The 26096-nt window shown below is 70.1% G+C and carries 23 protein-coding genes; 18 read left to right on the forward strand and 5 right to left on the reverse strand.

The genetic code is table 11. The features are described 5' to 3' along the window. Positions 1-121: 121 nt before the first annotated feature. The 9 genes from rpsB (at position 122) to OB08_RS07075 (ending at position 7007) form a co-directional block, all read left to right on the forward strand. Positions 122-1054 (forward strand): 30S ribosomal protein S2, encoded by a 933-nt coding sequence (gene rpsB / locus OB08_RS07035; protein ID WP_461473534.1) that lies wholly within the window; start codon positions 122-124, stop codon positions 1052-1054. A gap of 110 nt (positions 1055-1164) precedes the next feature. Beyond that, complete coding sequence (gene tsf / locus OB08_RS07040; RefSeq protein ID WP_461473536.1) at positions 1165-1992, forward strand: translation elongation factor Ts; 828 nt, start codon at positions 1165-1167, stop codon at positions 1990-1992. A gap of 83 nt (positions 1993-2075) precedes the next feature. Further along, complete coding sequence (gene pyrH / locus OB08_RS07045) at positions 2076-2795, forward strand: UMP kinase (RefSeq protein WP_374314800.1); 720 nt, start codon at positions 2076-2078, stop codon at positions 2793-2795. 50 nt (positions 2796-2845) lie between these two features. Then, positions 2846-3400, forward strand: a complete 555-nt coding sequence (gene frr, locus OB08_RS07050) for a ribosome recycling factor (RefSeq protein WP_461473539.1) — start codon at positions 2846-2848, stop codon at positions 3398-3400. 121 nt (positions 3401-3521) lie between these two features. Next, on the forward strand, positions 3522-4601 hold the full coding sequence (locus tag OB08_RS07055; protein ID WP_461473541.1) for a phosphatidate cytidylyltransferase: 1080 nt from the start codon (positions 3522-3524) through the stop codon (positions 4599-4601). Then, positions 4598-5161 (forward strand): DivIVA domain-containing protein, encoded by a 564-nt coding sequence (locus OB08_RS07060; RefSeq protein WP_461473543.1) that lies wholly within the window; start codon positions 4598-4600, stop codon positions 5159-5161. The genes OB08_RS07055 and OB08_RS07060 overlap by 4 nt, the downstream gene beginning before the upstream one ends. Before the next feature lie 58 nt (positions 5162-5219). Further along, positions 5220-5963, forward strand: a complete 744-nt coding sequence (locus tag OB08_RS07065) for an aggregation-promoting factor C-terminal-like domain-containing protein (protein ID WP_461473545.1) — start codon at positions 5220-5222, stop codon at positions 5961-5963. A 5-nt stretch (positions 5964-5968) separates the two neighbouring features. Beyond that, positions 5969-6253, forward strand: a complete 285-nt coding sequence (locus tag OB08_RS07070) for a hypothetical protein (RefSeq protein ID WP_461473547.1) — start codon at positions 5969-5971, stop codon at positions 6251-6253. A 25-nt stretch (positions 6254-6278) separates the two neighbouring features. After that, entirely contained in the window at positions 6279-7007 is a 729-nt protein-coding gene (locus OB08_RS07075; protein WP_461473549.1) for an alpha/beta hydrolase, read from the forward strand. 21 nt (positions 7008-7028) lie between these two features. Here OB08_RS07075 and OB08_RS07080 read toward each other — a convergent pair whose 3' ends face one another. Next, positions 7029-8093, reverse strand: a complete 1065-nt coding sequence (locus OB08_RS07080) for an AI-2E family transporter (protein WP_461473551.1) — start codon at positions 8091-8093, stop codon at positions 7029-7031. Positions 8094-8270: 177 nt separating this feature from the next. On the opposite strand from OB08_RS07080, the gene OB08_RS07085 reads away from it, so the two are divergent. Together OB08_RS07085 and OB08_RS07090 are read left to right on the forward strand one after the other, a co-directional pair. Continuing rightward, positions 8271-10118, forward strand: coding sequence for a glycosyl transferase (locus tag OB08_RS07085; protein ID WP_461473553.1), 1848 nt, complete (start codon positions 8271-8273; stop codon positions 10116-10118). Further along, positions 10115-11062, forward strand: a complete 948-nt coding sequence (locus tag OB08_RS07090; RefSeq protein ID WP_461473555.1) for a tetratricopeptide repeat protein — start codon at positions 10115-10117, stop codon at positions 11060-11062. Before OB08_RS07085 ends, OB08_RS07090 begins: the two co-directional genes overlap by 4 nt. Positions 11063-11084: 22 nt before the next feature. On the opposite strand, the gene glgB is transcribed toward OB08_RS07090, so the two are convergent. The 3 genes from glgB to glgX all read right to left on the reverse strand — a co-directional run bounded on the left by glgB (position 11085) and on the right by glgX (position 17496). Next, a complete protein-coding gene (gene glgB / locus OB08_RS07095; RefSeq protein ID WP_461473557.1) occupies positions 11085-13262 on the reverse strand; it encodes a 1,4-alpha-glucan branching protein GlgB in 2178 nt (725 codons plus the stop codon). Next, positions 13259-15343, reverse strand: a complete 2085-nt coding sequence (locus OB08_RS07100; protein ID WP_461473559.1) for a maltotransferase domain-containing protein — start codon at positions 15341-15343, stop codon at positions 13259-13261. Before OB08_RS07100 ends, glgB begins: the two co-directional genes overlap by 4 nt. Before the next feature lie 68 nt (positions 15344-15411). Further along, entirely contained in the window at positions 15412-17496 is a 2085-nt protein-coding gene (glgX, locus tag OB08_RS07105) for a glycogen debranching protein GlgX (RefSeq protein ID WP_461473561.1), read from the reverse strand. Between the two features lie 105 nt (positions 17497-17601). On the opposite strand from glgX, the gene OB08_RS07110 reads away from it, so the two are divergent. The 6 genes from OB08_RS07110 (at position 17602) to OB08_RS07135 (ending at position 23996) form a co-directional block, all read left to right on the forward strand. Then, complete coding sequence (locus OB08_RS07110) at positions 17602-18789, forward strand: cysteine desulfurase family protein (RefSeq protein ID WP_461473563.1); 1188 nt, start codon at positions 17602-17604, stop codon at positions 18787-18789. Positions 18790-18798: 9 nt separating this feature from the next. Beyond that, complete coding sequence (mnmA, locus tag OB08_RS07115; protein ID WP_461473565.1) at positions 18799-19896, forward strand: tRNA 2-thiouridine(34) synthase MnmA; 1098 nt, start codon at positions 18799-18801, stop codon at positions 19894-19896. A gap of 283 nt (positions 19897-20179) precedes the next feature. Then, positions 20180-22363 (forward strand): NAD-dependent DNA ligase LigA, encoded by a 2184-nt coding sequence (gene ligA, locus OB08_RS07120; protein ID WP_461473844.1) that lies wholly within the window; start codon positions 20180-20182, stop codon positions 22361-22363. A gap of 7 nt (positions 22364-22370) precedes the next feature. Then, positions 22371-22679: a YciI family protein gene (locus tag OB08_RS07125; RefSeq protein WP_461473567.1), complete on the forward strand. Its 309-nt coding sequence runs from the start codon at positions 22371-22373 to the stop codon at positions 22677-22679. Further along, positions 22679-23461: an SDR family NAD(P)-dependent oxidoreductase gene (locus tag OB08_RS07130; RefSeq protein WP_461473569.1), complete on the forward strand. Its 783-nt coding sequence runs from the start codon at positions 22679-22681 to the stop codon at positions 23459-23461. Before OB08_RS07125 ends, OB08_RS07130 begins: the two co-directional genes overlap by 1 nt. A 40-nt stretch (positions 23462-23501) precedes the next feature. Next, positions 23502-23996: a DUF4262 domain-containing protein gene (locus tag OB08_RS07135; protein WP_461473571.1), complete on the forward strand. Its 495-nt coding sequence runs from the start codon at positions 23502-23504 to the stop codon at positions 23994-23996. Between the two features lie 29 nt (positions 23997-24025). Here the strand turns inward: OB08_RS07135 and OB08_RS07140 are convergent, their stop codons facing one another. After that, complete coding sequence (locus OB08_RS07140) at positions 24026-25726, reverse strand: long-chain-fatty-acid--CoA ligase (RefSeq protein WP_461473573.1); 1701 nt, start codon at positions 25724-25726, stop codon at positions 24026-24028. A 69-nt stretch (positions 25727-25795) separates the two neighbouring features. Here OB08_RS07140 and gatC point away from each other — a divergent pair, with 69 nt between their 5' ends. Then, complete coding sequence (gatC, locus tag OB08_RS07145) at positions 25796-26095, forward strand: Asp-tRNA(Asn)/Glu-tRNA(Gln) amidotransferase subunit GatC (RefSeq protein WP_461473575.1); 300 nt, start codon at positions 25796-25798, stop codon at positions 26093-26095. The last annotated feature ends 1 nt before the right edge of the window (position 26096 follow it).

The raw sequence follows: 26096 nt of genomic DNA on the forward strand, positions 1-26096 counted from the left end.
CTCCCAACGGTCTTGCAGAGCTTCTGCGAGCGGGCGTGTGCCGGGCACCAGGCCACGTCGGCACCCGCCGGCAGGAACACAACCGCAAGAGGCGCGAAAGCGCCGGAACAGGAGAACGGCCATGGCCGTCGTCACCATCCGCCAGCTGCTCGACAGCGGCGTCCACTTCGGACACCAGACCCGTCGCTGGAATCCGAAGGTCAAGCGCTTCATCCTCACGGAGCGCTCGGGCATCCACATCATCGACCTGCAGCAGTCGCTGACGTACATCGACAAGGCGTACGACTTCGTCAAGGAGACCGTCGCGCACGGCGGCACCATCCTCTTCGTCGGCACCAAGAAGCAGGCCCAGGAGATCGTCGCCGAGCAGGCGACCCGCGTCGGCCAGCCCTACGTCAACCAGCGCTGGCTCGGTGGCCTCCTCACCAACTTCCAGACGGTCTCGAAGCGCCTCGCGCGCATGAAGGAGCTCGAAGAGCTCAACTTCGACGACCCGGCTGCGAGCGGCTTCACCAAGAAGGAGCTGCTGATCAAGAAGCGCGAGCTCGACAAGCTCCACAAGTCGCTCGGCGGTATCCGCAACCTGCAGAAGACCCCGTCGGCGATCTGGGTCATCGACGCCAAGCGCGAGCACCTCGCGGTCGACGAGGCCACGAAGCTCGGCATCCCGGTCATCGGCATCCTCGACACGAACGCCGACCCGGACGAGTTCCAGTACCCGATCCCCGGCAACGACGACGCGATCCGCTCGGTGAGCCTGCTCACGCGCATCATCGCCGACGCCGCCGCCGAGGGCCTCATCCAGCGTCACCAGCCCACCGACGAGTCGGCCGACGCCGAGCCCCTCGCCGACTGGGAGCGCGAGCTGCTCGAGCAGGGCGCCGCCGAGACGACCGACGCCGCTGAGACGACCGACGCCGCCGAGGTCGCCGAGGTCGCCGAGGTCGCGACCGAGTCCGCTGCCGACGCCGAAGGCGCCGCCGCGCAGGAGGAGGCCGTCGCAGCCGACGAGACCGCGACCGAGGTCGCGGACGCCGAGGCCGCCGACAAGTAATCGGCCCCGCCGCATGAACTCCGCCCCGGCGGGATCGGACTGAGTCCCGCACTCACGCCGGTCCCGCCGAGGCATCCCCAGCACTCATCACAATCAAGGAGCCGCCACCCATGGCAAACTTCACGATCGCCGACATCAAGGCGCTGCGCGAGCAGCTCGGCACGGGCATGGTCGACACCAAGAAGGCTCTCGAGGAGGCCGACGGCGACCTCGAGAAGGCCGTCGAGATCCTGCGCCTCAAGGGCGCGAAGGGCAACGCCAAGCGCGCCGACCGCTCCACGAGCGAGGGCCTCGTCGCTGCCAAGGAGCTCGATGGCAAGGTCACCATCATCGAGCTGAACACCGAGACCGACTTCGTCGCCAAGAACGAGCGCTTCATCGCCCTGGCCGACAAGGTGCTCGACGCGGCCGCCGCCGCCGGCGCCGAGTCCGCCGAGGTCGCCCTCGCGGCGCCCGCCGGCTCGCAGACGGTCGCCGAGCTCATCTCGGACGAGGCCGCCATCATCGGCGAGAAGGTCGAACTCCGTCGCGTGAGCACCCTCACCGGCGACAAGTTCGAGATCTACCTCCACCGCACCAGCAAGGACCTGCCCCCGCAGGTCGGCGTCGTGCTGGCGTACTCGGGCGACGACGCGGAGACCGCGCGCAGCCTCGCCCAGCACATCTCGTTCGCGAACCCGTCGTACCTCTCGCGTGACGAGGTGCCCGAGGCCGACGTCGAGAAGGAGCGCGAGATCGTCACCGAGATCTCCCGCAACGAGGGCAAGCCCGAGGCCGCCCTGCCGAAGATCGTCGAGGGCCGCGTCAACGCGTTCTTCAAGCAGGTCGCCCTGCTCGACCAGGACTACGCGAAGGACAACAAGCTGTCCGTGGCGCAGGTCGCCAAGGACGCGGGTCTGACCCTCACGGGCTTCGCCCGCTTCAAGGTCGGCGCGTAACATCTCGAGAAGGCCCGCATCGGACTCCGGTGCGGGCCTTTTCTCATGCCCTTCGGTAGTTTGTCCCCAACGAGAGGATCGTCGTGATCAATGAGAACACCGGGCGCCGCCGCGTCCTCCTGAAGCTGTCGGGTGAGGCGTTCGGAGGCGGCCAGCTCGGCGTCAACCCCGACGTCGTCAGCCAGATGGCGCGCGAGATCGCCGAGGCCGTCGATCGTGTCGAGATCGCCGTCGTCGTCGGCGGCGGCAACTTCTTCCGCGGCGCGGAGCTCAGCCAGCGCGGCATGGACCGCGGTCGTGCCGACTACATGGGCATGCTCGGCACCGTGATGAACGCCCTCGCGCTGCAGGACTTCCTCGAGCAGGCCGGAGCGGCGACCCGCGTGCAGTCCGCGATCTCGATGACCCAGGTCGCCGAGCCCTACATCCCTCGCCGCGCGGAGCGTCACATGGAGAAGGGACGCGTCGTGATCTTCGGCGCGGGAGCCGGGCTTCCCTACTTCTCGACCGACACCGTCGCCGCCCAGCGGGCGCTCGAGATCGACGCGCAGGAGGTCCTCGTCGCCAAGAACGGCGTCGACGGCGTGTACACGGCCGATCCGAAGAAGGATGCCTCGGCCACGAAGATCGACCGCATCACCTACCTCGACGCCCTCCAGCGCGGGCTCAAGGTCGTCGACTCGACCGCGTTCAGCCTCTGCATGGACAACAAGATGGACATGCGCGTGTTCGGCATGGAGCCTGCCGGCAACGTGACCAGGGCGCTCCTCGGCGAATCGATCGGCACGCTGGTCACGGCGTGAAGACCGCCGCTGAGTAGACTGATCAGGTTCACCCCGATGAAGGAGACACAGTGATCGCGGACGTCTTGGCCGATGCCGGTGCACGCATGGATCGTGCCGTCGAAGCGGCGAAGGATGACTTCGCGACGGTTCGCACCGGGCGGGCCAACCCCCAGCTCTTCCAGAAGGTGCTGGTGGACTACTACGGCACCCCCACTCCGCTCGCTCAGCTGGCCTCCATCAACAACCCCGAGGCGCGGTCGCTCATCATCACGCCGTACGACAAGTCCGCGCTGAAGGCGATCGAGCAGGCGATCCGCGACATCCCCAACCTCGGCGTCAACCCGACGAACGACGGCAACCTCGTCCGCGTGACGATGCCCGAGCTCACCGAGGAGCGACGCAAGGAGTACGTGAAGCTCGTGCGGTCGAAGGGTGAGGACCACAAGGTCCACCTGCGCGGCATCCGCCGCAAGTCGAAGGACGACCTCGACGACCTCAAGAGCGAGTTCGGCGAAGACGAGCTCAACCGTGCCGAGAAGGAACTCGACGCCCTCACGCGCGCGCACGTCGATGCCATCGACGAGGCGCTCAAGCGCAAAGAGGCAGAGCTGCTCGAGGTCTGAGGTCTCGATGACCGACGCATCGAGCGGACCTCCAGGGGGCGATTCGTCTCCTCCGGAGGTCCCCCTGACGCGCCGAGAGGCGGCAGAGGCACGCAAGGCGACCGAGGCGGCGCCCGCACCCATGCCCGACGACGCCGTCCCCCCGAGCCCCGCCGACCCCGTGATCCCGCCCCGTCCGCCCGCGCCCGTCCTGCCGCTGCCGGCCGACGAGCTTCTCGCGGCCGGCGAGCCTGTCGCCGCGGCAGGGCCGGTCGATTCCGGACCGGTGATCCAGGCTCACCTCCGGGCCGCACGGTCGGAGTTCGAGAGCCAGGTCGCTCATGCCCGTGCCGAGTTCGAAGAGGCGAACGAGCGCATCAAGGCGCGGACAGGGCGCGATCTGATCGTCGCCACCCTCATCGGCATCGCCGCGGGAGCCGTTCTCGTCGGCTCGCTGATCTTCGTCAAGCAGCTCTTCCTCGCCTTCGCCCTGGCAGCGGTGCTGCTCGGCGTGTTCGAGTTCTCCCGCGCGCTGATCGCCTCCGGCCGCCGGGTCGACCTGGTTCCCCAGCTGGTCGCCGGCGGCGTCGTGGTGCTCTCCGGGTATTTCCTCGAGCTCTGGCTGCACTGGGTGGTCGTCTTCGTCGCCGTGGCCCTCGTCGTGGTGTGGCGGCTCGTCGCGCAGATGGCCTCGCACGACGGCCGGACCTACGGGGCCGTGCTGGCGGACGTGCTCATCGGCGCCTTCATCCAGCTGTACGTCCCGTTCCTCGGAAGCCTGTGCGTCGTCCTGCTCGCGCAGGACGGCGGCGAGTGGTGGGTGCTCGCCTTCATCGCCGTGGTGGTCGCCGCCGACACCGGCGCCTATGCGGCGGGCGTGTCGTTCGGCAAGCATCCGATGGCTCCGCGGATCAGCCCGAAGAAGACCTGGGAGGGCTTCGCCGGTGCGGTCGCGGCCGCGATCATCGCCGGTGCGCTGCTGGGAATCTTCATGCTCGGCCTCGACTGGTGGATGGGCGTCGTCATCGGCGTGGTCATCCTCGGCACGGCGATCATCGGCGACCTGGGAGAATCGATGATCAAGCGCGACCTCGGCATCAAGGACATGAGCTCATGGCTGCCCGGCCACGGTGGTGTGCTGGACCGCCTGGACTCGATCCTGCCGTCGACGGCCGCAGCCCTCGCCCTCTACTACCTCTTCACCCCCCTGGTGGCTTCATGACGACCGCAGCTTCATCGACCCCGGCCGCATTCCCCGAGACACGCGGCCGTGAGAAGGGCTACGACAAGCAGGCGGTCGACGACTTCCTCGCCCGTGCGCGAACCGCCTTCGAAGCGGGCGGCGAACCGCTCACCGCGGCCGAGGTGCGGCAGTCGGCCTTCCCGCTGGTGCGCCACGGCTACGCCATCGCCTCGGTGGACGCCGCGCTCGGCCGCATCGAGGACGCCTTCGCCGCGCGCGAGCGCGAGGCGGCGGTGTCCGAGGCCGGTGCGCGCGCTTGGGTGGGCTCCACGCGGGAGACCGCCCAGACCGTGCTCGACAGGCTCTCGCGTCCCCGCCGCAGACGTTTCGACAGGGTGTCGACGCTGCGCTACGGCTATCGCATCGATGAGGTCGACCTCGTCGCCGACAAGCTCTCGCGCTACCTCGAGACGGGGGAGTCGGTGACGATCGAGCAGGTGCGGTCTGTCGCGTTCCGCATGCAGCGAGGCGGCTATCGCGAAGCGCAGGTGGATGCCGTGCTCGACGCCGTCGTCGAGGTCATGCTGGCGGTCGCCTGACGGCCGGCCTTCTGTCCGGATGGACCGTTCGCACGGTGGTCGCTAGACTCGGGACACTGTGACTTCCGGAAACGAGCTGATCCCGAGCCGGCGCTCCCATCGCCAGAACGTGTCGACCCTCGCGGATTCACGGATCTCCGCGCCTCCGCGCGCCGCCGCCCCGAAGCCGCGCTGGTCCCGCCGTCGGGGGGTCCTCGGGGTCTTCGCCGCCTTCGCCGCGGTGGGCTTCGTCGCCGCGTACGTAGGCCCCACAGGCATGGCGCTGTCGGATGCCAACGCCGAGGAGGCCGTCCAGGTCTCGCTCTACGCGAACTCCATCGGCGACGTTCAGACGCGGGAGGCCGACGCGTCGGCAGAGGCGGAAGAGACCCCGGCACTGGACCGCGGCGGCTACTCCGTCTACGTCAAGCCGAAGCCGAAGCCGAAGCCAAAGCCCGTGGTGGTCGAGTCGGCATCGTCCTCTTCCTCGAACTGGGCTCCTCCTTTCGTCACGCCCGACCCCGGCACCGCCCAGGCGATCGCCTACGACATGGTCAAGGCACGCGGCTGGGGCGACGGCGAATTCTCCTGCCTCGTGGCGCTGTGGAACAAGGAGTCGGGGTGGCGCGTCAACGCCTACAACGCCTCCAGCGGCGCCTATGGCATCCCCCAGGCGCTCCCCGGCAGCAAGATGGGCAGCGCCGGCGCCGACTGGGAGACGAATCCCGCGACGCAGATCTCGTGGGGCCTCGGCTACATCGGCGGTCGCTACGGCACGCCTTGCGGCGCGTGGGGCCACTCGCAGAGCGTCGGCTGGTACTGACGCCGATGCCGCGGTCGAACCGCCGTCGTCCGGATCCGGGCGGCGACGACTCGTTCGAGCGTCTGCTCGCCGGATGGAAACGAACCGAGGTCCGTCGCGGCGTCGAGTGGACGGTGCAGCCCGTGTCGGGCGCGCAGGCCGTCAAGAGCTATGTCTGCCCGGGGTGCGGCCGCCCGATCGACGCGGGCGTCGCCCACGTGGTGGCCTGGCGCGCCGACGGGGTGCTCGGCGACCAGGCCGATCTCGCTGCACGCCGGCACTGGCATCCGCATTGCTGGAAACTGGCCTGACGGCCCGAGGGGAGGATCAGCGCACATGGAGATCCGCGGACCGATGCTGCTTCCGGCGCGCCGGGAGGACATCGAGCTCGAGACGATCGACGGTCTCACCCTCGTCGGCGAGCTCGCGCTTCCGGAGGGCACCGACCCGGTCGCGACCCTGGTGACCCTGCATCCGCTGCCCACGGCGGGCGGGTTCATGGACTCGCACATCCTCCGCAAGGCGGCGGGCCGGCTGCCCGCCCTCGCCGACATCGCCGTCCTGCGCTTCAACACGCGCGGGACCACGTCTCCTCGCGGCACGAGCGAGGGCACGTTCGACGGAGGACGCGACGAAGCCTTCGATCTCGCCGCCGCGATGGACTTCGTGCGCGAGCGCGGTCTTCCGCGACCGTGGCTCCTGGGCTGGTCGTTCGGCACGGAGATCGCCCTCAAGTACGGACGCGACCACGAGGTGGAGGGCGCGATCCTGCTCTCGCCGCCCCTGCACCGCGCGACCGACGACGAAGTCGCGGCGTGGTCGGGCGACGAGCGCCGCGTGATCGTGCTGATCCCCGAGTTCGACGACTATCTCAGGCCGGATGCCGCGACCGAGCGGTTCGCGAGCATCCCGCATGCCGTGCTCATCCCCGTCGAAGGGGGTAAGCATCTGTGGGTCGGTGAGAATCAGACGCGCCGCGTCCTCACGGAGATCGTCGCCGCGGTCAATCCCGATGCGCTGCCGCTTCCGAGCGAGTGGGACGGCGAGGTCGTCCCCGACGCCTGACCGGCCGGACGCGGCATCCGCTCATCTCTCGTTCTGGCGGGGGATGACGACCTGCCGGTAGATGATCAGGATGCTGGCGGCCACGGGGATGGCGACGAGAGCGCCCAGCAGTCCGAGCAGCGCGCCGCCGGCGAGCGCCGCGATCACGACGACGGCGCCCGGCACGGAGACGGCGCGTCCCATGATGCGCGGCGACAGCACGTACGCCTCGATCTGCATGTAGATCAGGTAGTAGATCGCCGCGATGAGCGCGGTGGTCGGTGAGCCGAGCCCGAGGCAGAACAGCACGATGATCGTCGAGCCGGTCAGGGTTCCGACGAGGGGGATGAGCGAGAAGAAGAAGGCGATCACGGCGAGGACCGCGGGGAAGGGCGCGTTGATGATCGACAGGAAGATCGCGCTGAGCACGCCGTTGATCACACCCAGGCTGAGCTGGCCGATGACGTAATAGCCGACGGAGTCGGTGATCTGCTCCCCGAGGTCGATGAAACGCGCGCGCTTCGAGGCCGGCACGAGCTGGTAGACGGCGCGCTTCAGGTTCGGGGTCGATGCGGTGAAGTAGATCGTGAGGATCAGCACGATGAAGGCGCCGGCGAGCCCGGCGAGGACGGCGCCGCCCACGGCGATGATGCCGCCGCCGATCTGCTCGCCGACGGCGCCCACGTCGATGGAGTTGAACCAGTCCTCGAGGTACATGAAGACGTCGTCGACGTTCAGGTTGGGGAAGGCGTCGGTCATCCACTGCTTGATCTCGCCGACAGGGTTCCAGTCGTCCTGCTCGACGAGGTCCTGGATGTCGGACACGAGCTGCGAGATCTGCCCGACGATGATCGGCACGATCATGAGGAGGATGCCCGCGAACACCCCCAGCACGCCGAGGATCGTGATGAGCACGGCCGCCCAGCGCGGGAGTTTGCGACGCTCCAGCCACGCCACGATGGGGTCGAGGCCCAGCGAGAGGAACAGCGCCGTGCCGACGTACAGCAGGATCGTCGACAGCGTCTGGATGCTGCCGATGAGCACGAGGCCGAGCCCGACGCCGAGCGTCGCGACGAACGCGACCCGGAACGGATTGTGCACCTTCATGCGGCCCTCCCCACGGGGCCGGCACGTTCGCCGATCCTCGTTCCGTCAGCCTACGCATAGGTGACGCCCAGCCCGGCGGACGCGCCCTCCCGGGCGGCTTTCAGGTCAACTTCGCTAGTCTGAAATGTCGGATCGAGGGTCCATGCCGTCCTGGCGGACCTGTGAAAGGTGTTCTTCGTGCGTTTCGTGTGGGCTGTCGCGGCGTTCGTCCTCGCCGCCCTGATGATCGGTGCGGGCATCGCGCAGCGGACGATCTTCCAAGGACCCGACACCGACATCGCGGCCATCGCGGTGGAGGAGGAAGCACCGTACCTGCTGATCGACGGCGCGGTGCTGAATGAGATCCCGGGTGCGCAGACTCTCCGCGCGCAGGGCGAGGGCGACATCTTCGCCGCCTACGGCCGCACCGCCGACATGAAGGCATGGCTCGCCGACACCCCGTTCAACATCGCGACGCTCGACGACCAGGGCGAGATCGTCACCGAGCTGGTCGAGCCCGAGACGGAGGCCCCGGCGGCCGACGGCGAGACCACTCCGGAAGGCGAGTCCGCGACCGCGCCCGAAGATGAGACCGAGGACGAGACCCCGGCCCGCAGCCCGATCGGCTCGGATCTGTGGCTCGACGAGTACCAGCAGAGCGACATCCTCATCGCGCCCCTTCAGCTCCCCTCCAACATGAGCGTCCTCGTCGCAGCCGACGGCACGGCGCCCGCCCCGGACAACATCTCGGTCTCGTGGCCGATCCCCAACGCGACCCCGTGGGCCGGCCCGCTCATCGTCGGCGGCGGCATCATCATGGCGGTCGGCGTGTTCCTGTACATCCTCGGCATCCGTCACGTCCGCCGTTCGCGCGGGCCGCGCCGCAAGGGTCTTCCGCTGCCCGTCACCGAGCCGATCGACCTCGCGGTCGAGGGCGCGGACAAGGGCGTCATCAGCTCCGGCGCCCCGACGCGCCGCGCCGTGACGAGCGGCCGCCGCGCGTTCGCCGTGCTGCCCGTCGTCGCCGTGTCGGCGCTCCTCTTCAGCGGCTGCTCCGCCGACGCGTGGCCCGAGCTCGGGCCTTCGGCCACCCCCACGCCGACCGAGACGGTGATCGTCCCCGAGGGACAGCAGGCGCCCGCGGTGACCAAGCCGCAGGCGGAGCGCATCCTCACCCGCATCGCCGCCACCGTCGCCGAGGCCGACGAGACGATGGACGAGCAGCTCGCCGCCACGCGCCTGGACGGCGCCGCTCTCGCCGCCCGCTCGACGAACTACACGCTGCGCGGTGCGATCGCCGATCACGCCGCGCCGAAGGCGATCCTCACGAAGCCGCTCGAGATCGTGCTGCCGCAGGCCAACGACTCGTGGCCCCGCTCGGTGATGGCCGTGGTCGACGACCAGGAGACCAAGACGTCGAGCATCATGTTCCTCACGCAGCAGGACGCCTGGTCGCCCTACAAGCTGTCGTATGTCGCGAGCCTCGCCGCCTCCACCGCCATACCCGACCTCGCCCCCGAGTACATCGGCGCGGTGCAGCCCGCGCCCGATTCGCCCTTCCTCGTGATGCCGCCGCAGGACATCGCCGCCGCGTACGCCGACATCCTCAACAAGGGCGAGGAGAGCGAGTTCTTCGACATGTTCGACGCCGAGAGCGACGCGTTCCGCGAGGTCGTCGCCGCCGACCGCCAGAGCCGCCTCGACGAGTTCAACGTGACCGCCGCGAAGAAGACGGGAACCATGACGTTCGCGGCATCCCCGGGAAAATACGCTCCGTTCGCGCTCGCGACCGTCGAGAGCGGCGCCATCGTCGCGGTCAACGTCAACGAGACCGACACGGTGAAGCCGACCGACAAGGCGGCCGTGATCAAGCTCCCCAACAATTCCACCGTGAAAGCGCTGGCGGGCGCGGAGCAGAGCGCGACGGGCTTCCTGACGACCTTCTCGGACCAGGTATTCTTCTATGTCCCCACTCAGGGGTCGACTGAGAAGATCCAGTTCCTCGGGTACTCCTCCGACATCCTCGACGCGAAGGTGATCAAGTGACCGATCCCGCCCCGGGCGCCGCTCTGCGCGGCGCCGTGGATCTCTCGGCGCTCCGCAACCGCCCGGCCGCCCCGCAGGCGGGAGAGACCCCGCCGCCCGGTGCGGCGGCGGGTGCGGTGCCGTCGCTCGTGATGGACGTGACCGACGACACGTTCGGCCAGATCCTCGAGCTCTCGCGCACGGTTCCCGTCGTGGTCGACCTGTGGGCCGAGTGGTGCGGGCCGTGCAAGCAGCTGAGTCCGGTGCTCGAGCGCGTCGTCACCGAGCTCGGCGGCCGCGTCGTGCTCGCCAAGGTCGATGTCGACGCCAACCCTCAGCTGTCGCAGGCGTTCCGGGCGCAGTCCATCCCGATGGTCGTGGCGCTCGTCGCCGGCCAGCCCGTGCCGATGTTCACCGGGGCGGTTCCCGAGCAGCAGGTGCGCGAGGTCTTCGCCCAGCTGCTGCAGCTCGCGGCGCAGAACGGCGTGACCGGCACGGTGAGCGTGGAAGCGGATGCCGCGGCCGAGCCCGCTGAGGCCGTCGAGCCTCCGCTCCCTCCGCTGCACGCCGAGGCCTTCGCGGCGATCGAGGAGGGGGACTACCCCCGCGCCATCGCCGCCTACGAGAAGGCCCTCGCCGAGAACCCGCGCGATGCCGACGCACGCGCGGGCCTGGGCCAGGTCCGACTGCTGGATCGTGTGCAGGGAGCCGATCTCCAGGCGGCGCGGGCGGCGGCCGCTGCCGCGCCACTCGACGTCGACGCGCAGTTCGCGGTGGCCGACCTCGACCTGGCGGGCGGGCACGTCGACGACGCGTTCGGCCGACTCCTCGAGCTGTTCGCGCAGCTGCCTGCCGACGAGCGGACACCCGTGCGAGAGCGCCTGCTCGAGCTGTTCGCGCTCGTCGGCGACGCCGACCCGCGCGTCATCCGCGCACGTGGTCAGCTCGCCTCGCTCCTGTTCTGACCTGAGCCGACGGCGTTCGCGCTCAGCCCTTCGTGGGCGACGGGATGTGCGACTCCGGGTCGTGGCGGAGCCAGAGCACGCCCAGCGGCGGGAGCACGATGTGCGCTCGCCCGCCCTCGCCGGCGTGGACGACGCCGAGGTTGCCGACCCCTGAGCCGCCATAGGCCGCGGCATCCGAGTTCAGAACCTCGTGCCAGACGCCCTGTTCGGGGAGATCGAGCTCGTACGACGTGATCGGCACACCCGAGAAGTTGCAGATCACGGCGATGGCATTGCCGTGCCAGTCGCGACGCGCGAAGGCGATGACGTTCGGGTTCCAGTGCGGGGCGCCGAGCCTGGTGAAGGCGGCGCCGTCGCTGTCGCGCGCCCAGAGGGCCGAGTGCTCGCGGTACACCCGGTTGAGAGTGCCGACGTAGTCCAGCAGCTGCGCGTGCGACGGCTGGTCGAGCAGCCACCAGTCGAGCGAGCGGCCCTCCGACCACTCCGAGAGCTGGCCGAACTCCTGCCCCATGAACAGCAGCTGCTTGCCGGGATGCCCCCACATGTACGCCAGGAACGCCCGCATGTTCGCAAGCTTCTGCCAGTGGTCGCCCGGCATGCGTCCGAACAGGCTGCCCTTGCCGTGCACGACCTCGTCGTGGCTGATCGGCAGCACATAGTTCTCGCTGAACGCGTACACGAAGGAGAACGAGAGCTCGCCTTCGTGGTGGGATCGGTACATCGGGTCGCGCTTGATGTACTGGAGTGAGTCGTTCATCCAGCCCATGTTCCACTTGAAGCCGAAGCCGAGTCCGGCCTGGCTCGTCGGCGCCGTCACACCGGGGAAGCTCGTGGACTCCTCGGCGATCATGGCGATGCCGGGGTACCGCTTGTAGGCCGTCGCGTTGACCTCCTGCAGGAAGCGGATGGCCTCGAGGTTCTCGCGCCCGCCGTGGATGTTGGGAACCCACTCGCCGTCCTCGCGCGAGTAGTCGAGGTACAGCATGGAGGCGACGGCGTCGACGCGCAGGCCGTCGACATGGAACTCCTCGAACCAGTAGAGGGCATTGGCGACGAGGAAGTTGCGCACCTCGTTGCGCCCGTAGTCGAAGATGTAGGTCCCCCAGTCGCGGTGCTCGCCGCGGCGGGGGTCGGGGTGCTCGTACAGCGCCTCGCCGTCGAAGCGGGCGAGGGCGAAGGCATCCTTCGGGAAGTGTCCAGGGACCCAGTCCATGATCACGCCGATGCCGGCGCCGTGCAGGCGGTCGATCAGGTACCGGAGGTCGTCGGGGTGACCGAACCTGCTGGTGGGGGAGTAGTACCCGGTGACCTGATAGCCCCACGACCCCCCGAACGGGTGCTCGGCGAGCGGGAGGAACTCGACGTGGGTGAAGCCCTGGCCTCCGACGTACTCGATGATCTGGTCAGCGGCGTCGCGGTAGGACAGGCCCGGCCTCCACGACCCGAGGTGCAGCTCGTAAACGGACATCGGCTGCGAGACCGGCGTCGACGTCGCGCGGCGCGTCATCCAGTCGTCATCGCCCCAGCGGTAGGCGGAGTCGACGACCACGGAGGCCGTGGCGGGAGGCACCTCGGCCCAACGGGCCATCGGGTCGGCCTTCAGCACCCAGGTGCCGTTGCGGCCGAGCAGTTCGAACTTGTACGCGGTCCCGGCCGCCAGGCCGGGCACGAACAGCTCCCACACGCCGCTGCCGCCCATGGAGCGCATGGAGTGGCCCTGACCGTCCCAGTCGTTGAACGAGCCCACGACCCGAGCGGCTCGGGCGTTGGGCGCCCACACCGTGAAGGCCGTGCCCATCGTCCCGTCCACCTCGCGCACGTGCGCGCCGAGCACGCGCCACAGCTCCTCGTGCCGGCCCTCGCCGATGAGATGCAGGTCGAGTTCGCCGATCGTGGGCGGGAAGCGGTAGGGGTCGTCGGCGACGTAGTCGGGCGCGCCCTCGTACGCCGTCACCAGCTGATAGGCGCGGAGGGGCCCTGATCGGGCGCCTTCCCAGACGCCGGCTCGCACGTGCTCGAGCGGCACGCGGGTGCCGTCCACGAACACCGCGGTGACGCTGCGGGCGAGAGGTCGCCGCGCACGCACGATCCACTCCGTACCGCCCTGGCCGTCATCGTCGGGATGGATGCCGAGCACGCTGTGCGGATCGTGGAACGAACCGGTGCCCACAGTGTCGAGAACCTGGTCGTCGGGGGTCATCGGGTCTCCTTCACGTGCAGGATGTGGACGGGATCCGTGAAGGCGTCGAGGCGGACGAAGTTGTGATCCGACCACGTCCAGCGTGCGCCGGTCACGAGGTCCTCGACCTCGAACGGATCGCCCGCGGCGACACCCCACACCTCGGTGTCGAGATGCACCATCGTCTGCCGCACCGAATGCGGGTCGGTGTTCGCGACGACGATGATCGTGTCGGCCCGCCCTGTCGGCGATAGCGCCGCCGGAAGGTGCTTCGCGTAGACGAGGATCGCGTCGTCGTCGCTCCAGTGGATCGTGAGGTTGCGCAGCTGACGGAGCGCGGGATGATCGCGCCGGATCTCGTTGAGCCGTCGCAGCCACGGCGCGAGCGAGTCGCCGCGCGCCTCCGCGCCGGTCCAGTCGCGCACCTTGATCTCGTACTTCTCGTTGTCGATGTTCTCCTCGGAGCCGGGTCGTGCGACGTTCTCGAAGAGCTCGTAGCCGGCGTACACACCCCACGTCGGGGCCGCGGTCGCAGCGAGTGCCGCCCGGATGGCGTACGCCGCGCGCCCTCCGAACTGCAGGTATTCGGTGAGGATGTCGTGGGTGTTCACGAACAGGTTGGGACGCATGAAGTCCGCGGTCTCGGTCGAGATCGACGTGAAGAACTCCTCGAGCTCCGCCTTGGTGTTCCGCCAGGTGTAGTACGAGTACGACTGCTGGAATCCCGCTTTGGCGAGCGTCTGCATGACCTCGGGGCGCGAGAACGCCTCGGCCAGGAAGACGATGTCGGGTCGCTCGGCGTTCACGGTGGCGATGAGCCACTCCCAGAACTCGAGCGGCTTGGTATGGGGGTTGTCGACGCGGAAGATCGTGACGCCCTGCGCGATCCAGTGCCGGACGACCCGGAGGACTTCCGCGTACACGCCCGCGGGGTCGTTGTCGAAGTAGACCGGGTAGATGTCCTGGTACTTCTTCGGCGGGTTCTCGGCGTACGCGATCGAGCCGTCGGGGAGGGTGACGAACCACTCCGGGTGATCGACGACCCATGGGTGGTCGGGTGAGGCGTTGAGCGCCAGGTCGAGTGCCACCTCGAGCCCGTTCTCGGCGGCGGCGCGCACGAAGGCGCGGAAGTCCGCCATCGAGCCGAGTTCGGGGCTGACGGCGTCGTGCCCGCCGTCGGGGGATCCGATGCCGTACGGCGAGCCCGGATCGCCCGGCTCGGCCGTCAGCGTGTTGTTGCGCCCTTTGCGGTTCGTGGTGCCGATCGGGTGGACCGGCGGAACGTAGAGCACATCGAAGCCCATGTCGCGCACCGCGGGGATGCGGGCGCGGGCGGTGCGGAGGTTGCCGGCCTTGACCCGGCCGTCCTTGAACCGCTTGGCGCCCTCGGAGCGGGGGAAGAACTCGTACCAGGCGCCGACGCCGGCCCGCTCGCGCTCGACGAGCAGCTCGAGCATCGGTCCCGTCGACGCGATCGACATCACGGGGCGGTCGGCGAAGAACCCGGCGAGGGCCGGATCGCGCACCACGGCGAGCGCGCCCTCTGTGCCGACCCGCGCGTCGCGCAGGGTCGCCGCCGCTCCGATGAGCGTCCTGCGTTCGGCCGCGGAACGGTCCTTCTCCGCGGCGGCCCCCTCGAGCAGAAGGGCCCCCATCTCCCGCATGAGGTCGATGTCGACGCCCGCCGCGATCTTGACGTCGGCGGCGTGCTGCCACGTGAGGAAGTCGTCGCCGAACGCCTCGAACCGGAAGGTCCACAGACCGTCCTCGAGAAGCGCGACGGAGGTCGTCCACCGGTCGAGCCCGTTCTCGAGGGGCGTGACGCGGTGCAGGGACTCGTCGCCGGACGGCGAGTGCAGGCGCAGGTGCACGCCGATGCGGTCGTGGCCCTCTCGGAACGACGTGACGGCGAAGGGGACCGCCTCGCCGTTGAACGCCTTGGGCCGGTAGGGCTCGCCGGGGATGGCCGGTGAGGGCTTCGTGAGCGGGATCCTGCCCGTCAGCGTCGCGTACGGCGACTCGTGCTCACGGGCGGGGCGGAGGGGGAGCGCAGACGCGCTCCGCCACGGACGATCGGGGTTCGGTCGCTTCGACGATGCCACGTCTCGAACCTACCGGCCGTGCCGACGGGTCGATAGGAGGTTGCGCGGCGCGTGGATCCGTCGCAGGATCACTCCGCGCGGAAGAGGTGCATCGAGGTGCCCGGCACGTCGACCGCGTCGCCGGGGGCACGCGCCTCGCCGTCGTCCTGCGGCTGCTCGTCGTCGCTCGACCACAGCGGCACGTAGCGCGTCACGCCCTCGATCTCGGGCAGCGTCACCCGCGTGGCGCTCTCGGTGCCGTGCACGATGAGCAAGATCCGGTTGAACTCCTCGAGCTCGGGAGTGGAGGCCGCGACGTACTGCAGGGTGCGATGGGACGGGTTCGTCCATCGCTCGCCGGACATCGTCTCGCCGTGCTCGTCGAACCACTCCATGACCGACGCCGAAGGCGTGTGCTCGCCGAGCCGCGCGAACCGGATGGGGCGCAGCGCCGGGTTCTCGCGGCGGAGGGCGGTCAGCCGCCGCACGTGGGCGTGGAGATCCTTCTGCCACGGCGCGTGCTCCCACGACAGCCATGTGAGCGCCGAGTCGTGGCAGTACGCGTTGTTGTTGCCGCGCTGCGTGCGTCCGAACTCGTCGCCCGCGGTGAGCATGGGGACTCCGGCGGACAGCAGCAGGGTGCCGAGCAGGTTGCGCATCGCCTTGCGCCGTGTGGCGAGGATCGACGCATCGTCGGTGGGGCCCTCGGCGCCGTGGTTGAAGGACCGGTTCGTGTCGGCGCCGTCGCGGTTCTGCTCGCCGTTGCCGTGGTTGTGCTTGACGTCGTACGACACGAGATCACGCAGCGTGAAGCCGTCGTGGGCCGTGACGAAGTTGACGCTCGCGAGAGGACCGCGCTCCGACGAGAAGGTGTTCGCCGATCCGGCGAGCCGCGTCGCGAACCCGCCGATCCCGACCGGAGCCGTCGACGCCCGCCGGGCGTAGTCGACGTCGCTCAGCCAGAAGTTGCGCACACGGTCGCGGTAGCGGTCGTTCCACTCGCTCCAGCCCTCGCCGAAGTTGCCGGTCTGCCACCCGCCCATGCCGACGTCCCACGGCTCGGAGATCTTCTTGACGTCGGCGAGCGCGGGGTCGTCGATGATCGCGCGGAGGAGCGGATGCTCGGGCGTGAAGTGGTGGGCGCCGTCGCGGCCGAGCGTGGCGGCGAGGTCGAAGCGGAACCCGTCGACCTGCACGTCGTTCGCCCAGTAGCGCAGCGAATCGAGGATCAGGCGGGCAGCGGCATCCGTCGCCGTGTTCACGGAATTGCCGCAGCCGGTGACGTCGATGTACGCGCCGTCGTCCTGCTGGCGGTAGTACGCGCGGTTGTCGATGCCGCGCAGGCTCGAGCGCGGACCGCCGATGCCCTCTTCGGCGGTGTGGTTGTAGACGACGTCGAGGATGACCTCGAGACCCGCCTCGTGGAGCAGGCGCACCATGCCCTTGAACTCGCGCAGGACGGCCTCGGGACCCTCGCGGCGCGCATGCTCGGTGGCGTACGGAGCATGCGGGGTGAAGAAGTTGAGGGTGTTGTAGCCCCAGTAGTTCGACAGCCCGTGCTGCAGAAGACGCGGCTCGGTCGCAAAGGCGTGCACCGGGAGCAGCTCGATGCTCGTCACACCGAGCGACAGGAAGTGCTCGACCATCGCGGGGTGCGCGAGTCCGGCGAACGTGCCGTGCAGTGCCGGCGGCACACCCGGATGCCGCTTCGACAGGCCCTTGAGGTGTCCTTCGTAGAGCACCGTGCGGTCCATCGGCACGGCGGGCTTGGGCACGCCGCCCCAGTCGAACGAGCCGTCGACGACGACCGACCGCCAGTCGTCGTATCCGCCGCGGTCGAGGCCGCGCGAGTACGGCTCGAGGAGCAGCGTGCCGCGGTTGAAGGTGTTGCCCGGTCCGTGCGGGCCGTCGACGCGCACCGCGTAACGTGTGCCGGGCCGCAGCAGATGGGTGGTGATCTGCCACACGCCGCCCCCGACGTGGTCGAGCGGGAGGGTGTCGGTGGCCCAGTCCAGGTCGGTGTCGTCGAACACCACGAGGTCCATGGCGTCGGCGGCACCCGACCACACGCGCAGCGTGCCGCCGTCGGGTCCGAGCGTCACGCCCAGGTCGTCGAGATCCGGGCTGAGCAGCCCCGCCGACAGGGTCGGCGAAGCGGACAGGTGGCGAGGCATGCGACCTACAGTAGTAAGGGCGTGCGTCGGGCACGTTACGGAACCCGGTGTCCGGCCACGTGGAACGCAGTCGCGACGCCCGATCGGCGACGGAGAGCGAGAGGCATGCAGGTCTACCTCGATCATGCGGCGACCACTCCGCTGCGCCCGGAGGCGCGCGACGCGTGGGTGCGCGCGGCCGATGCGGTCGGCAACGCGTCGTCGATCCACGGCTACGGGCAATCGGCGCGCAGGCTGCTCGAGGAGTCGCGCGAACGCCTCGCCGCGGTCATCGGCTGCGATGCGATCGAGATCGTGTTCACGTCGGGCGGCACCGAGGCGGTGAACCTCGCCCTCAAGGGCCTGTGGTGGGCGCGAGACGCCGGCACCGACGCGGTCGTGCTGCCGGACGGAGAGCACCACGCGACGCTCGACGCCGTCGAGTGGCTGCGCACCGCCGAGCGGGCGACCCTGCGTCATGTGCCGCTCGATGCCGTCGGAGCGATCAGTGCGGATGCCTTCGCCGAGCGCCTTCCGGGCGCCGCGCTGGCCACCGCACTGGTGGCGAACAACGAGGTCGGGACGGTCAATGACGTCGTCGGGATGGCGACCGCCGCAGGAGACGCGGGAGTGCCCCTGCACCTCGATGCCGTCGCGGCCTTCGGCCACGTCCCGGTGTCGTTCCGGTCGTGGCGAGCGGATGCCCCGGGCCACGCCGGGCTGCGCGCGATGAGCCTCTCGGCGCACAAGGTCGGCGGTCCTGCGGGCGTCGGTGCCCTCGTGGTGTCGCGGCACGCGCGGCTTGTGCCGCTCGTGCACGGCGGTGGGCAGCAGCGGGGCCTGCGGGCAGGCACCCAGGATGTCGCCGGCGCCGCCGCGTTCGCCGTCGCCGCCGAGCTGGCGGAGTCCGAGCGCGAGGCCGAAGCCGCGCGCCTCTCAGGGCTGCGGGAGACGCTGGTGCGGGGCATCCTGTCTACGGTGCCGCGCGCCGAGCTGCTGGGCCACCCCGTCGATCGGCTGCCGGGCAACGCGCACGTCCTCTTCCCCGGCGCGCCGGGCGAGACCCTGCTGTTCCTGCTCGACCAGGCGGGTGTGGCCGTGTCGACCGGCTCGGCGTGCCAGGCGGGCATCCCGGAGCCCTCGCACGTCGTGCAGGCGCTGGGGCGCACCGATGCCGAGGCCCGTCAGGTGCTGCGATTCAGCCTCGGCCGCACGACCGCCGTGGCCGACGTCGTGCGTGCCCTGGAGGTGATCCCCGGTGCGGTGGAGCGCGCACGGGCGGCGTCCGGGGCGTCCACAGGCAGCCGCTCGTAGACTGGACCCATGCGGATCCTTGCGGCCATGAGCGGTGGCGTCGACTCCGCCGTCGCGGCCGCGCGTGCCGTCGAAGCGGGCCACGACGTCGTCGGCGTGCACCTCGCGCTGTCGCGTGCCGGAGGCACGCTGCGCACCGGCAGTCGCGGCTGCTGCACGATCGAGGACGCCATGGACGCGCGCCGCGCGGCCGATCTCCTGGGCATCCCGTTCTACGTGTGGGACTTCTCGGAGCGCTTCCGCGACGACGTCATCGACGACTTCGTGGCCGAGTACCGCGCCGGGCGCACCCCGAACCCGTGCATGCGCTGCAACGAGAAGATCAAGTTCGCGGCGCTGCTCGAGCGGGCGATCGAGCTCGGCTTCGACGCGGTGTGCACCGGCCACTACGCCACGCTCGTCGACACGGCCGAGGGCCTCGAGCTGCACCGCGCGTCGGACGCTGCGAAGGACCAGTCCTACGTGCTCGGGGTGCTCACGGCGGAGCAGCTCGCGCACACGTACTTCCCCCTCGGATCGACGCCGTCGAAGGCGGTCGTGCGCGCCGAGGCCGAGGCCCGTGGCCTCACGGTCGCGCACAAGCCCGACAGCCACGACATCTGCTTCATCCCCGATGGCGACACGCGCGGCTGGCTGGCGGAGAAGGTGGGCACGGCGCAGGGCGACATCGTCGATCGCGCCGGCGCGGTCGTCGGCACGCACGAGGGTGCGCATGCTTTCACCGTGGGGCAGCGACGCGGACTCTCGCTCGGTGTCCCCGCACCCGACGGCAGGCCGCGGTTCGTGCTCGAGGTCCGGCCGGTGTCGAACACGGTGGTCGTCGGGCCGAAGGAGGCGCTCGCGACCGCTGAGATCTCGGGGGAGCGGCACTCGTGGGCGGGTCGCCCGCAGGCGGCGGGGGAGTTCGACTGCGACGTGCAGATCCGCGCGCACGCCGAGCCGGTGCCCGCGCGGGCGACCTTGGCCGACGGGCGCGTCACGGTCGTGCCGGAGGCGCCCTTCGACGGTGTCGCGCCCGGACAGACCGCGGTGCTGTACGACGGCACACGCGTCATCGGGCAGTTCACGATCGATCGCACCGTGTCGGCGGTCCCCGTCGAGGCGTAGGTCCCGGTCCCGGGGTCGTCGAGCGGATGCCGCGCCCCGCCGACTCGGCAGCCGCGGGCGCCCTGGCGCTGTCGCAGGCCGCTCCTAGACTGGCGGAGTGACGGACGACCTCGGTACGCCAGCCTCCGCGCCGCTCGATGCGGCGAACGCCCTGCCCCGAGACGCCGGTCTCGAAGCCTCCCGCACCGAGGCGCAGCAGCTCACCGACCGCATCCTCGATGCGCGCGATGCGTACTACGGCCGCAACGCGGAGATCGTCGACGACGCGACGTACGACGGGTGGATGCATCGCCTCGAAGAGCTGGAGCGCCTGCACCCCGAGCTTCAGGGCCAGGACTCGCCGACGCAGACGGTCGGTGCCGCCGAGAGCTCCATGTTCGCCCCCGTCGAGCATGCCGAGCGCATGCTCAGCCTCGACAACGTCTTCAGCCTCGACGAGCTGAGCGACTGGTGCCGCAAGGCCGAGGCGGGCGCAGGGCGGTCGGTCCGCTGGCTCACCGAGCTCAAGATCGACGGTCTCGCGATCAGTCTCCGCTACGAGCGCGGGGTCCTCACGTCGGCCGCGACGCGCGGCGACGGCCGCACCGGCGAAGACGTGACGGTCAACGCCGTCCGGGTCGCGGGCATCCCGCAGCGTCTGGCAGGCACCGGGCATCCCGACCTGGTCGAGGTGCGCGGCGAGGTGTTCATCCCGGTGGCGGCCTTCGAGCAGCTCAACGCCCTTCAGGCCGACATGCGCGACCGCGCGGTCGCCGAGACGCGGGCGCGCAGCCGAGCGTTCGACGAGGCCAGGGCGCGGGTCAGCGCCGAGCGGCGCTTCCCGTCGTTCGCGAATCCGCGCAACGCCGCGTCGGGCGGGCTGCGCCAGCAGCTCGACAAGAAGGACGGGCTCGAGCGCGAGGCCGGCCAGGCCCGCCTCGACTCGCTGAGGCTCTTCGTTCACGGCATCGGCGCATGGAGCCGCCCACCGGTCGATTCGCAGAGCGAGACCTACGCGCTCCTCGCCGAGTGGGGCCTCCCGACGAGCCCCTACTTCCGCACGTACGACGACGTCGAGGGCGTGCTCGGCTTCGTGGCCCACTACGGCGAGCACCGGCACGATGTGGAGCACGAGATCGACGGCGTCGTGGTCAAGGTCGACGAGCTGGCACTCCACGACGAACTCGGAGCGACCAGCCGCGCACCGCGATGGGCGATCGCCTACAAGTACCCGCCCGAGCAGGTCAACACGAAGCTGCTCGACATCGTCGTGTCCGTCGGGCGTACCGGTCGGGCCACGCCGTTCGCGGTGATGGCCCCGGCGCGCGTGGCGGGATCGGTGGTGCGGCAGGCGACGCTTCACAATCAGGACGTCGTGCGCGCCAAGGGCGTGCTGATCGGCGACACGGTGGTGCTGCGGAAGGCGGGCGACGTCATCCCCGAGATCCTCGGACCCGTGGTCGAGCTGCGCGACGGCAGCGAGCGCGAGTTCGTGATGCCGGCGGACTGCCCCGAGTGCGGGTCGCCTCTCGCGCCCGCGAAAGAGGGCGACATCGACCTGAGATGCCCCAACACGAAGGCGTGCCCCGCGCAGGTCCGCGGCCGTGTCGAGCACATCGGCTCGCGTGGCGCGCTCGACATCGAAGCGCTCGGCGAGGTCACCGCCGCAGCGCTCACGCAGCCCTCTCTGCCCGAGCAGCCTCCGCTCGACACCGAGGCGAAGCTGTTCGACCTCACACTCGACCAGCTCGTGCCCATCGAGGTGGTCGTCCGCGACGCCGAGACGGGTGAGCCGCGGGTCGACGAGAAGACGGGCGACCCCGTGCGGCGCGCTCCGTTCCGGCGCAATGCGAGCGCGGCCGAGAGGAAGGCGGGGATCACGGCTCCTCAGCCGTCCGCGCAGGCGCTCACGCTGATCGATCAGCTCGAGCGAGCCAAGACGAAGGATCTGTGGCGGTTCCTCGTCGCGCTCAACATCCGCCACGTCGGGCCGGTCGCCGCGCGCGCCCTCGCCCAGTGGTTCGGATCGGTGGAGGCCATCCGCTCGGCGTCCCGCGACGAACTGGCCGCCGTCGAGGGCGTCGGCGGGATCATCGCGGATTCGCTGGACGAGTGGTTCGCCGTGGACTGGCACCAGGACATCGTCGACAGCTGGGCCCGCGCGGGTGCGCAGCTCGCGACCCCCGGTCACCCCGGGCCGGGCGCCGCCGTCGAGCAGGGCGGCGTGCTCGACGGCGTGACCGTCGTCGCGACGGGCAGCCTGGAAGGCTACTCGCGCGAAGGCGCGCAGGAGGCGATCATGAGGGCGGGCGGCAAGGCGGCGAGCAGCGTCTCGAAGAAGACCGACTTCGTCGCGGCCGGGCCCGGCGCGGGATCGAAGCTCGCCAAGGCCGAAGAGCTCGGGGTGCGGATCCTCGACGCCGCCCAGTTCCATGTTCTGGTGACCGAGGGACCGGGTGCGCTCGATCCCGCCCCCGACGAGGGGTGAGCGCGCCGTGGCTCAGTGGCTGTATCGCGTCGTCCCGGTGCGCGCCGACATGGTGGGCTCGCCCACCGAGGCCGAGCAGCGGATCGTGGCAGAGCATTTCGGCTATCTGACCGAGCTGCGCGATCGTGGCGTGCTGATCCTCGCGGGGCGCACGCAAGAACAGGCGGGCACGTTCGGCATCACCATCTTCGAAGCGCCCGACGACGCGGCGGCGCGCGCGGTGATGGACGCCGACCCCGCCGTCGCCGCGGGCGTCTTCGCGGCGACCCTCCATCCGTATGCGGTAGCGGTCGCGCGGCGGGGCTGGACGATCTGATGTCCTCGGGGCGCGTGTCGGTCGTGACCGGTGCGGCCGGCGGGGTGGGCTCGGCGATCGTCGATGGGCTGCTCGCCCGCGGCGAGGCCGTCGTCGCCCTGGATCGACGATCCACCGGCCGAGGCGCCTCCGAGGTGTTCGCCGAGGTGATCGGCGATGCCGGCAGCCCCGAGGTCGCGGAGTCTGCGCTGGTCGCCGCTCGCAGGCTCGGGCGACTGACCGGGTGGGTGAACAACGCCGCCGTCTTCGGCGATCTCTGGCTGGATGGTGCCGGCGCCGCGGAGGTCGGCGCCGCGATCGGGGCGAACCTGACGCCGGCGCTGGTGGGGTCCGAGGCGGCGATCCGGGAGTACCTCCGGTTCGCCACACGCGGCGCGATCGTCACCGTGAGCTCGCACCAGGCGTCCCGATCCGTGCGGGGGAGTCTCGCGTACGCCACCGCGAAGGCCGCATCGGAAGGCCTCACGCGCTCTCTCGCCGTCGACTACGGGCCGGACGGCATCCGCGCGAACGCCGTGGCTCTGGGATCGATCCGCACAGCGAGGTACGACGTTCACCTGGCCGAGCTGCCGGAGGCTGAACGGACCCGCTTCGAGGACGCGATCTCGGCGCTGCACCCGCTCGGGCGCGTGGGGGAGGCGTCGGAGGCGGCAGAGGTCGTCGTCTTCCTGCTGTCCGAGGCGGCGTCGTTCGTGACCGGGGTGGTCGTGCCCGTCGACGGAGGGCGAGCGGCGCACGGCGCCGATCCGGAGCAGAGGAATCGCGCCGCGGGAATGTCGTAGATATGTTCTAATCTCGAGACATCCGACGAAGGGACCCGCGATGACTCTGATGCCCGACCCCGCCACGATCGCCTGGCTCGACCAGCAGGACAAGCGCACCGCGCAGACCATCCGCAGCCACGGCACGAGCATCGAATACGTCATGGGCGACATGAAGCGGCGGCAGACTCCCTTCGCCTACACGATCGGGCTGTTCGGCATGGGGCATCCGGAACTGCTCGTCTACGGGCTCGACGCCCGCACGGCCGGCATCCTCCTCAACGACGTGTCCGATCGCGTCCGCGGCGGTCGGGACATCATCCCCGGCGAGCTGCTCGAGTTCGAGGGCTGGGGTCACCGGGTCACGCCCGAGACGGTGCCCAATCCGGGCGAGATCGCCTTCGCCGCGAACCGGTTCTACCGGCGCCCCGACGACCACTCGGTCGAGCTGCTCCAGCTCACGTACGACGATCGCGACGGCCACTTCCCGTGGGACGACGATTACGCGAACGCGGTGTGGATCCAGCCTCGGCCGGGCGCCTTCAGCGCGTGGTGACCGGCGCGGCGGTGCCGTTGCGGTCGGTGCTACGAACCCGTCGTGAGCGTGAGCAGTCGATCGCGCACCTGGCGGCGCAGCACCTTGCCGATCAGAGACTTCGGAAGCTCGTCGACCACGAAGATCCGACGGGGGACTTTGTAGGGGGTGAGGATTCCGCGTGCGAACTCGCGTACCGCCTCGACGTCGATCTCCTCGCCCGGTGCGACGACGACCGCGGCGACGACCTCCTCGCCGGAGTGCTCGCTCGGCAGGCCGACCACGGCCGCGTCCTCCACCTGGGGGTGCTGGCGCAGCGCGCTCTCGACCTCGGTCGGCGCGACGTTGAAGCCGCCCGTGATGATGAGCTCCTTGATGCGGTCGACGATGCGGACGAAACCCGCTTCGTCGATCGTCACGATGTCGCCGGTGCGGAACCACCCGTCGGTGAAGACTGCCTCGGTCTCCTCCGGCTTGCCGTAGTAGCCCCCGAACACCTGAGGCCCCCGCACCACGAGCTCTCCGCGCTCGCCCTCCGGCACGTCCTGCGTCGGGTCGTCCGGATCGACGACCCGGCACTCCGTGCCGGGCAGGGGCAGGCCGACGGTGCCGGGCACGCGGTTGTCGGCCACCGGATTGGCCATGAGCACGGGCGAGCACTCGCTCAAGCCGTAGCCCTCCACGAGGAACCCGCCGGACGCGGCCTCGAACGGCACCACGAGCTCGTGCGGGAGAGCCATCGCGCCGGAGATGGCCACTGCGGTCCCGGCGAGCGATACGCCCTTCTCGCGGGCCGCCTTCAGCAGTCGATCGGCGATCGGGGGCACCAGAGGCAGGAACGTGGCGGGGTGCTTTCTGGTGACCTCGAGGACCATGTCGGGGTCGAAGCGGGGGAAGAGCACCAGACGCGCACCCATCGACATCGCGAAGGTCAGGCACAGCGTCAGTCCGTACGCGTGGAACATCGGCAGCACCGCGTAGACGACGCACCCGTCGCCGCGCACGATCGACGGCACCCAGGCCTTCGCCTGCGCCGCGTTCGACAGCAGGTTGCGATGCGTGAGCGATGCGCCCTTCGGGGTGCCCGTGGTGCCGCTCGTGTACTGGATGAGGGCGAGATCGTCGGTCGACGGCCTCGGATGCGTGGCCGGGAGCGGCTGCGTACCGACGATGTCCTCCCAGTCGATCGCGCCGCTCACGCGCTCGGTGAGCGCCGTTCTCGCCTCGCGGGCCTTCGCGATCGGAAGACGGAGGGCCAGACGGGTCGGGAAGGGCATCGCCTTCGTGATGTCCACCGTGATGAGCGAGGCGACCTCGAGGTCGGCGGGGAACTCCTGGACGGTCTTCACGACCTTCGACCACACGATGGCGTGCTTCGCGCCGTGGTCCTCGAACTGCTTGCGCAGTTCGCGCGGTGTGTAGAGCGGATTGTGCTCGATGACGACCGCCCCCAGGCGCAGGATCGCGTAGAACGCGACGATGTGCTGAGGGCAGTTCGGCAGCACGATCGCCACGGGGTCGCCGGCGCGCACCCCCTGCGCACGCAGTCCCGCGGCGGCGCGATCGATCTGCTCGTTCAGCGAGCGGTAGGAGGTCTCGCGGCCGAAGAACTGCAGCGCCACGGCGTCCGGGTAGTCCGTCGCCGACGCCTCGACGATGTCGATGAGCGAGCCGGTCACCGGCTCGAGGTCGTCGGGCACCCCATCGGCGTAGCTGGCGATCCACGGGCGAGGCGGGTCATACGTCGTCACGCCGCTCAGCCTACGCCTTGGCCCGTCGGCGGCCACGGGCGACCGCCGCCGTCGAACTAGACTGTCGTGGTGTCTGAAATCACCCCTGATCTCGTGCGCCATCTCGGTGTGCTCGCCCGGATCCAGCTGTCCGACGAGGAGGTCGAGCGCCTCACCGGTCAGCTCGACGTGATCGTCGACAACATCGCGAAGGTGTCGGAGGTCGCGACCCCCGACGTGGTGGCGACCAGCCATCCGATCGCGCTGGAGAACATCTTCCGCCCCGATGTGGTGGGCGATCAGCTGACCCCCGCGCAGGTGCTTCAGAACGCTCCGGATGCCGCGGACGGCCGTTTCCGAGTGACCGCCATCCTCGGCGAAGAGCAGTGAG

The sequence above is a fragment of the Microbacterium sp. HJ5 genome (assembly GCF_054824025.1).

Bases quoted from the DNA above. Each gene is read 5' to 3' on its own strand.
- rpsB (WP_461473534.1), top strand. From the start codon at position 122: ATGGCCGTCGTCACCATCCGCCAGCTGCTCGACAGCGGCGTCCACTTC.
- tsf (WP_461473536.1), top strand. From the start codon at position 1,165: ATGGCAAACTTCACGATCGCCGACATCAAGGCGCTGCGCGAGCAGCTC.
- OB08_RS07055 (WP_461473541.1), top strand. From the start codon at position 3,522: ATGCCCGACGACGCCGTCCCCCCGAGCCCCGCCGACCCCGTGATCCCG.
- OB08_RS07060 (WP_461473543.1), top strand. From the start codon at position 4,598: ATGACGACCGCAGCTTCATCGACCCCGGCCGCATTCCCCGAGACACGC.
- OB08_RS07070 (WP_461473547.1), top strand. From the start codon at position 5,969: ATGCCGCGGTCGAACCGCCGTCGTCCGGATCCGGGCGGCGACGACTCG.
- OB08_RS07075 (WP_461473549.1), top strand. From the start codon at position 6,279: ATGGAGATCCGCGGACCGATGCTGCTTCCGGCGCGCCGGGAGGACATC.
- OB08_RS07080 (WP_461473551.1), bottom strand. From the start codon at position 8,093: ATGAAGGTGCACAATCCGTTCCGGGTCGCGTTCGTCGCGACGCTCGGC.
- glgB (WP_461473557.1), bottom strand. From the start codon at position 13,262: ATGACCCCCGACGACCAGGTTCTCGACACTGTGGGCACCGGTTCGTTC.
- glgX (WP_461473561.1), bottom strand. From the start codon at position 17,496: ATGCCTCGCCACCTGTCCGCTTCGCCGACCCTGTCGGCGGGGCTGCTC.
- OB08_RS07110 (WP_461473563.1), top strand. From the start codon at position 17,602: ATGCAGGTCTACCTCGATCATGCGGCGACCACTCCGCTGCGCCCGGAG.
- mnmA (WP_461473565.1), top strand. From the start codon at position 18,799: ATGCGGATCCTTGCGGCCATGAGCGGTGGCGTCGACTCCGCCGTCGCG.
- ligA (WP_461473844.1), top strand. From the start codon at position 20,180: ATGCATCGCCTCGAAGAGCTGGAGCGCCTGCACCCCGAGCTTCAGGGC.
- OB08_RS07130 (WP_461473569.1), top strand. From the start codon at position 22,679: ATGTCCTCGGGGCGCGTGTCGGTCGTGACCGGTGCGGCCGGCGGGGTG.
- OB08_RS07135 (WP_461473571.1), top strand. From the start codon at position 23,502: ATGACTCTGATGCCCGACCCCGCCACGATCGCCTGGCTCGACCAGCAG.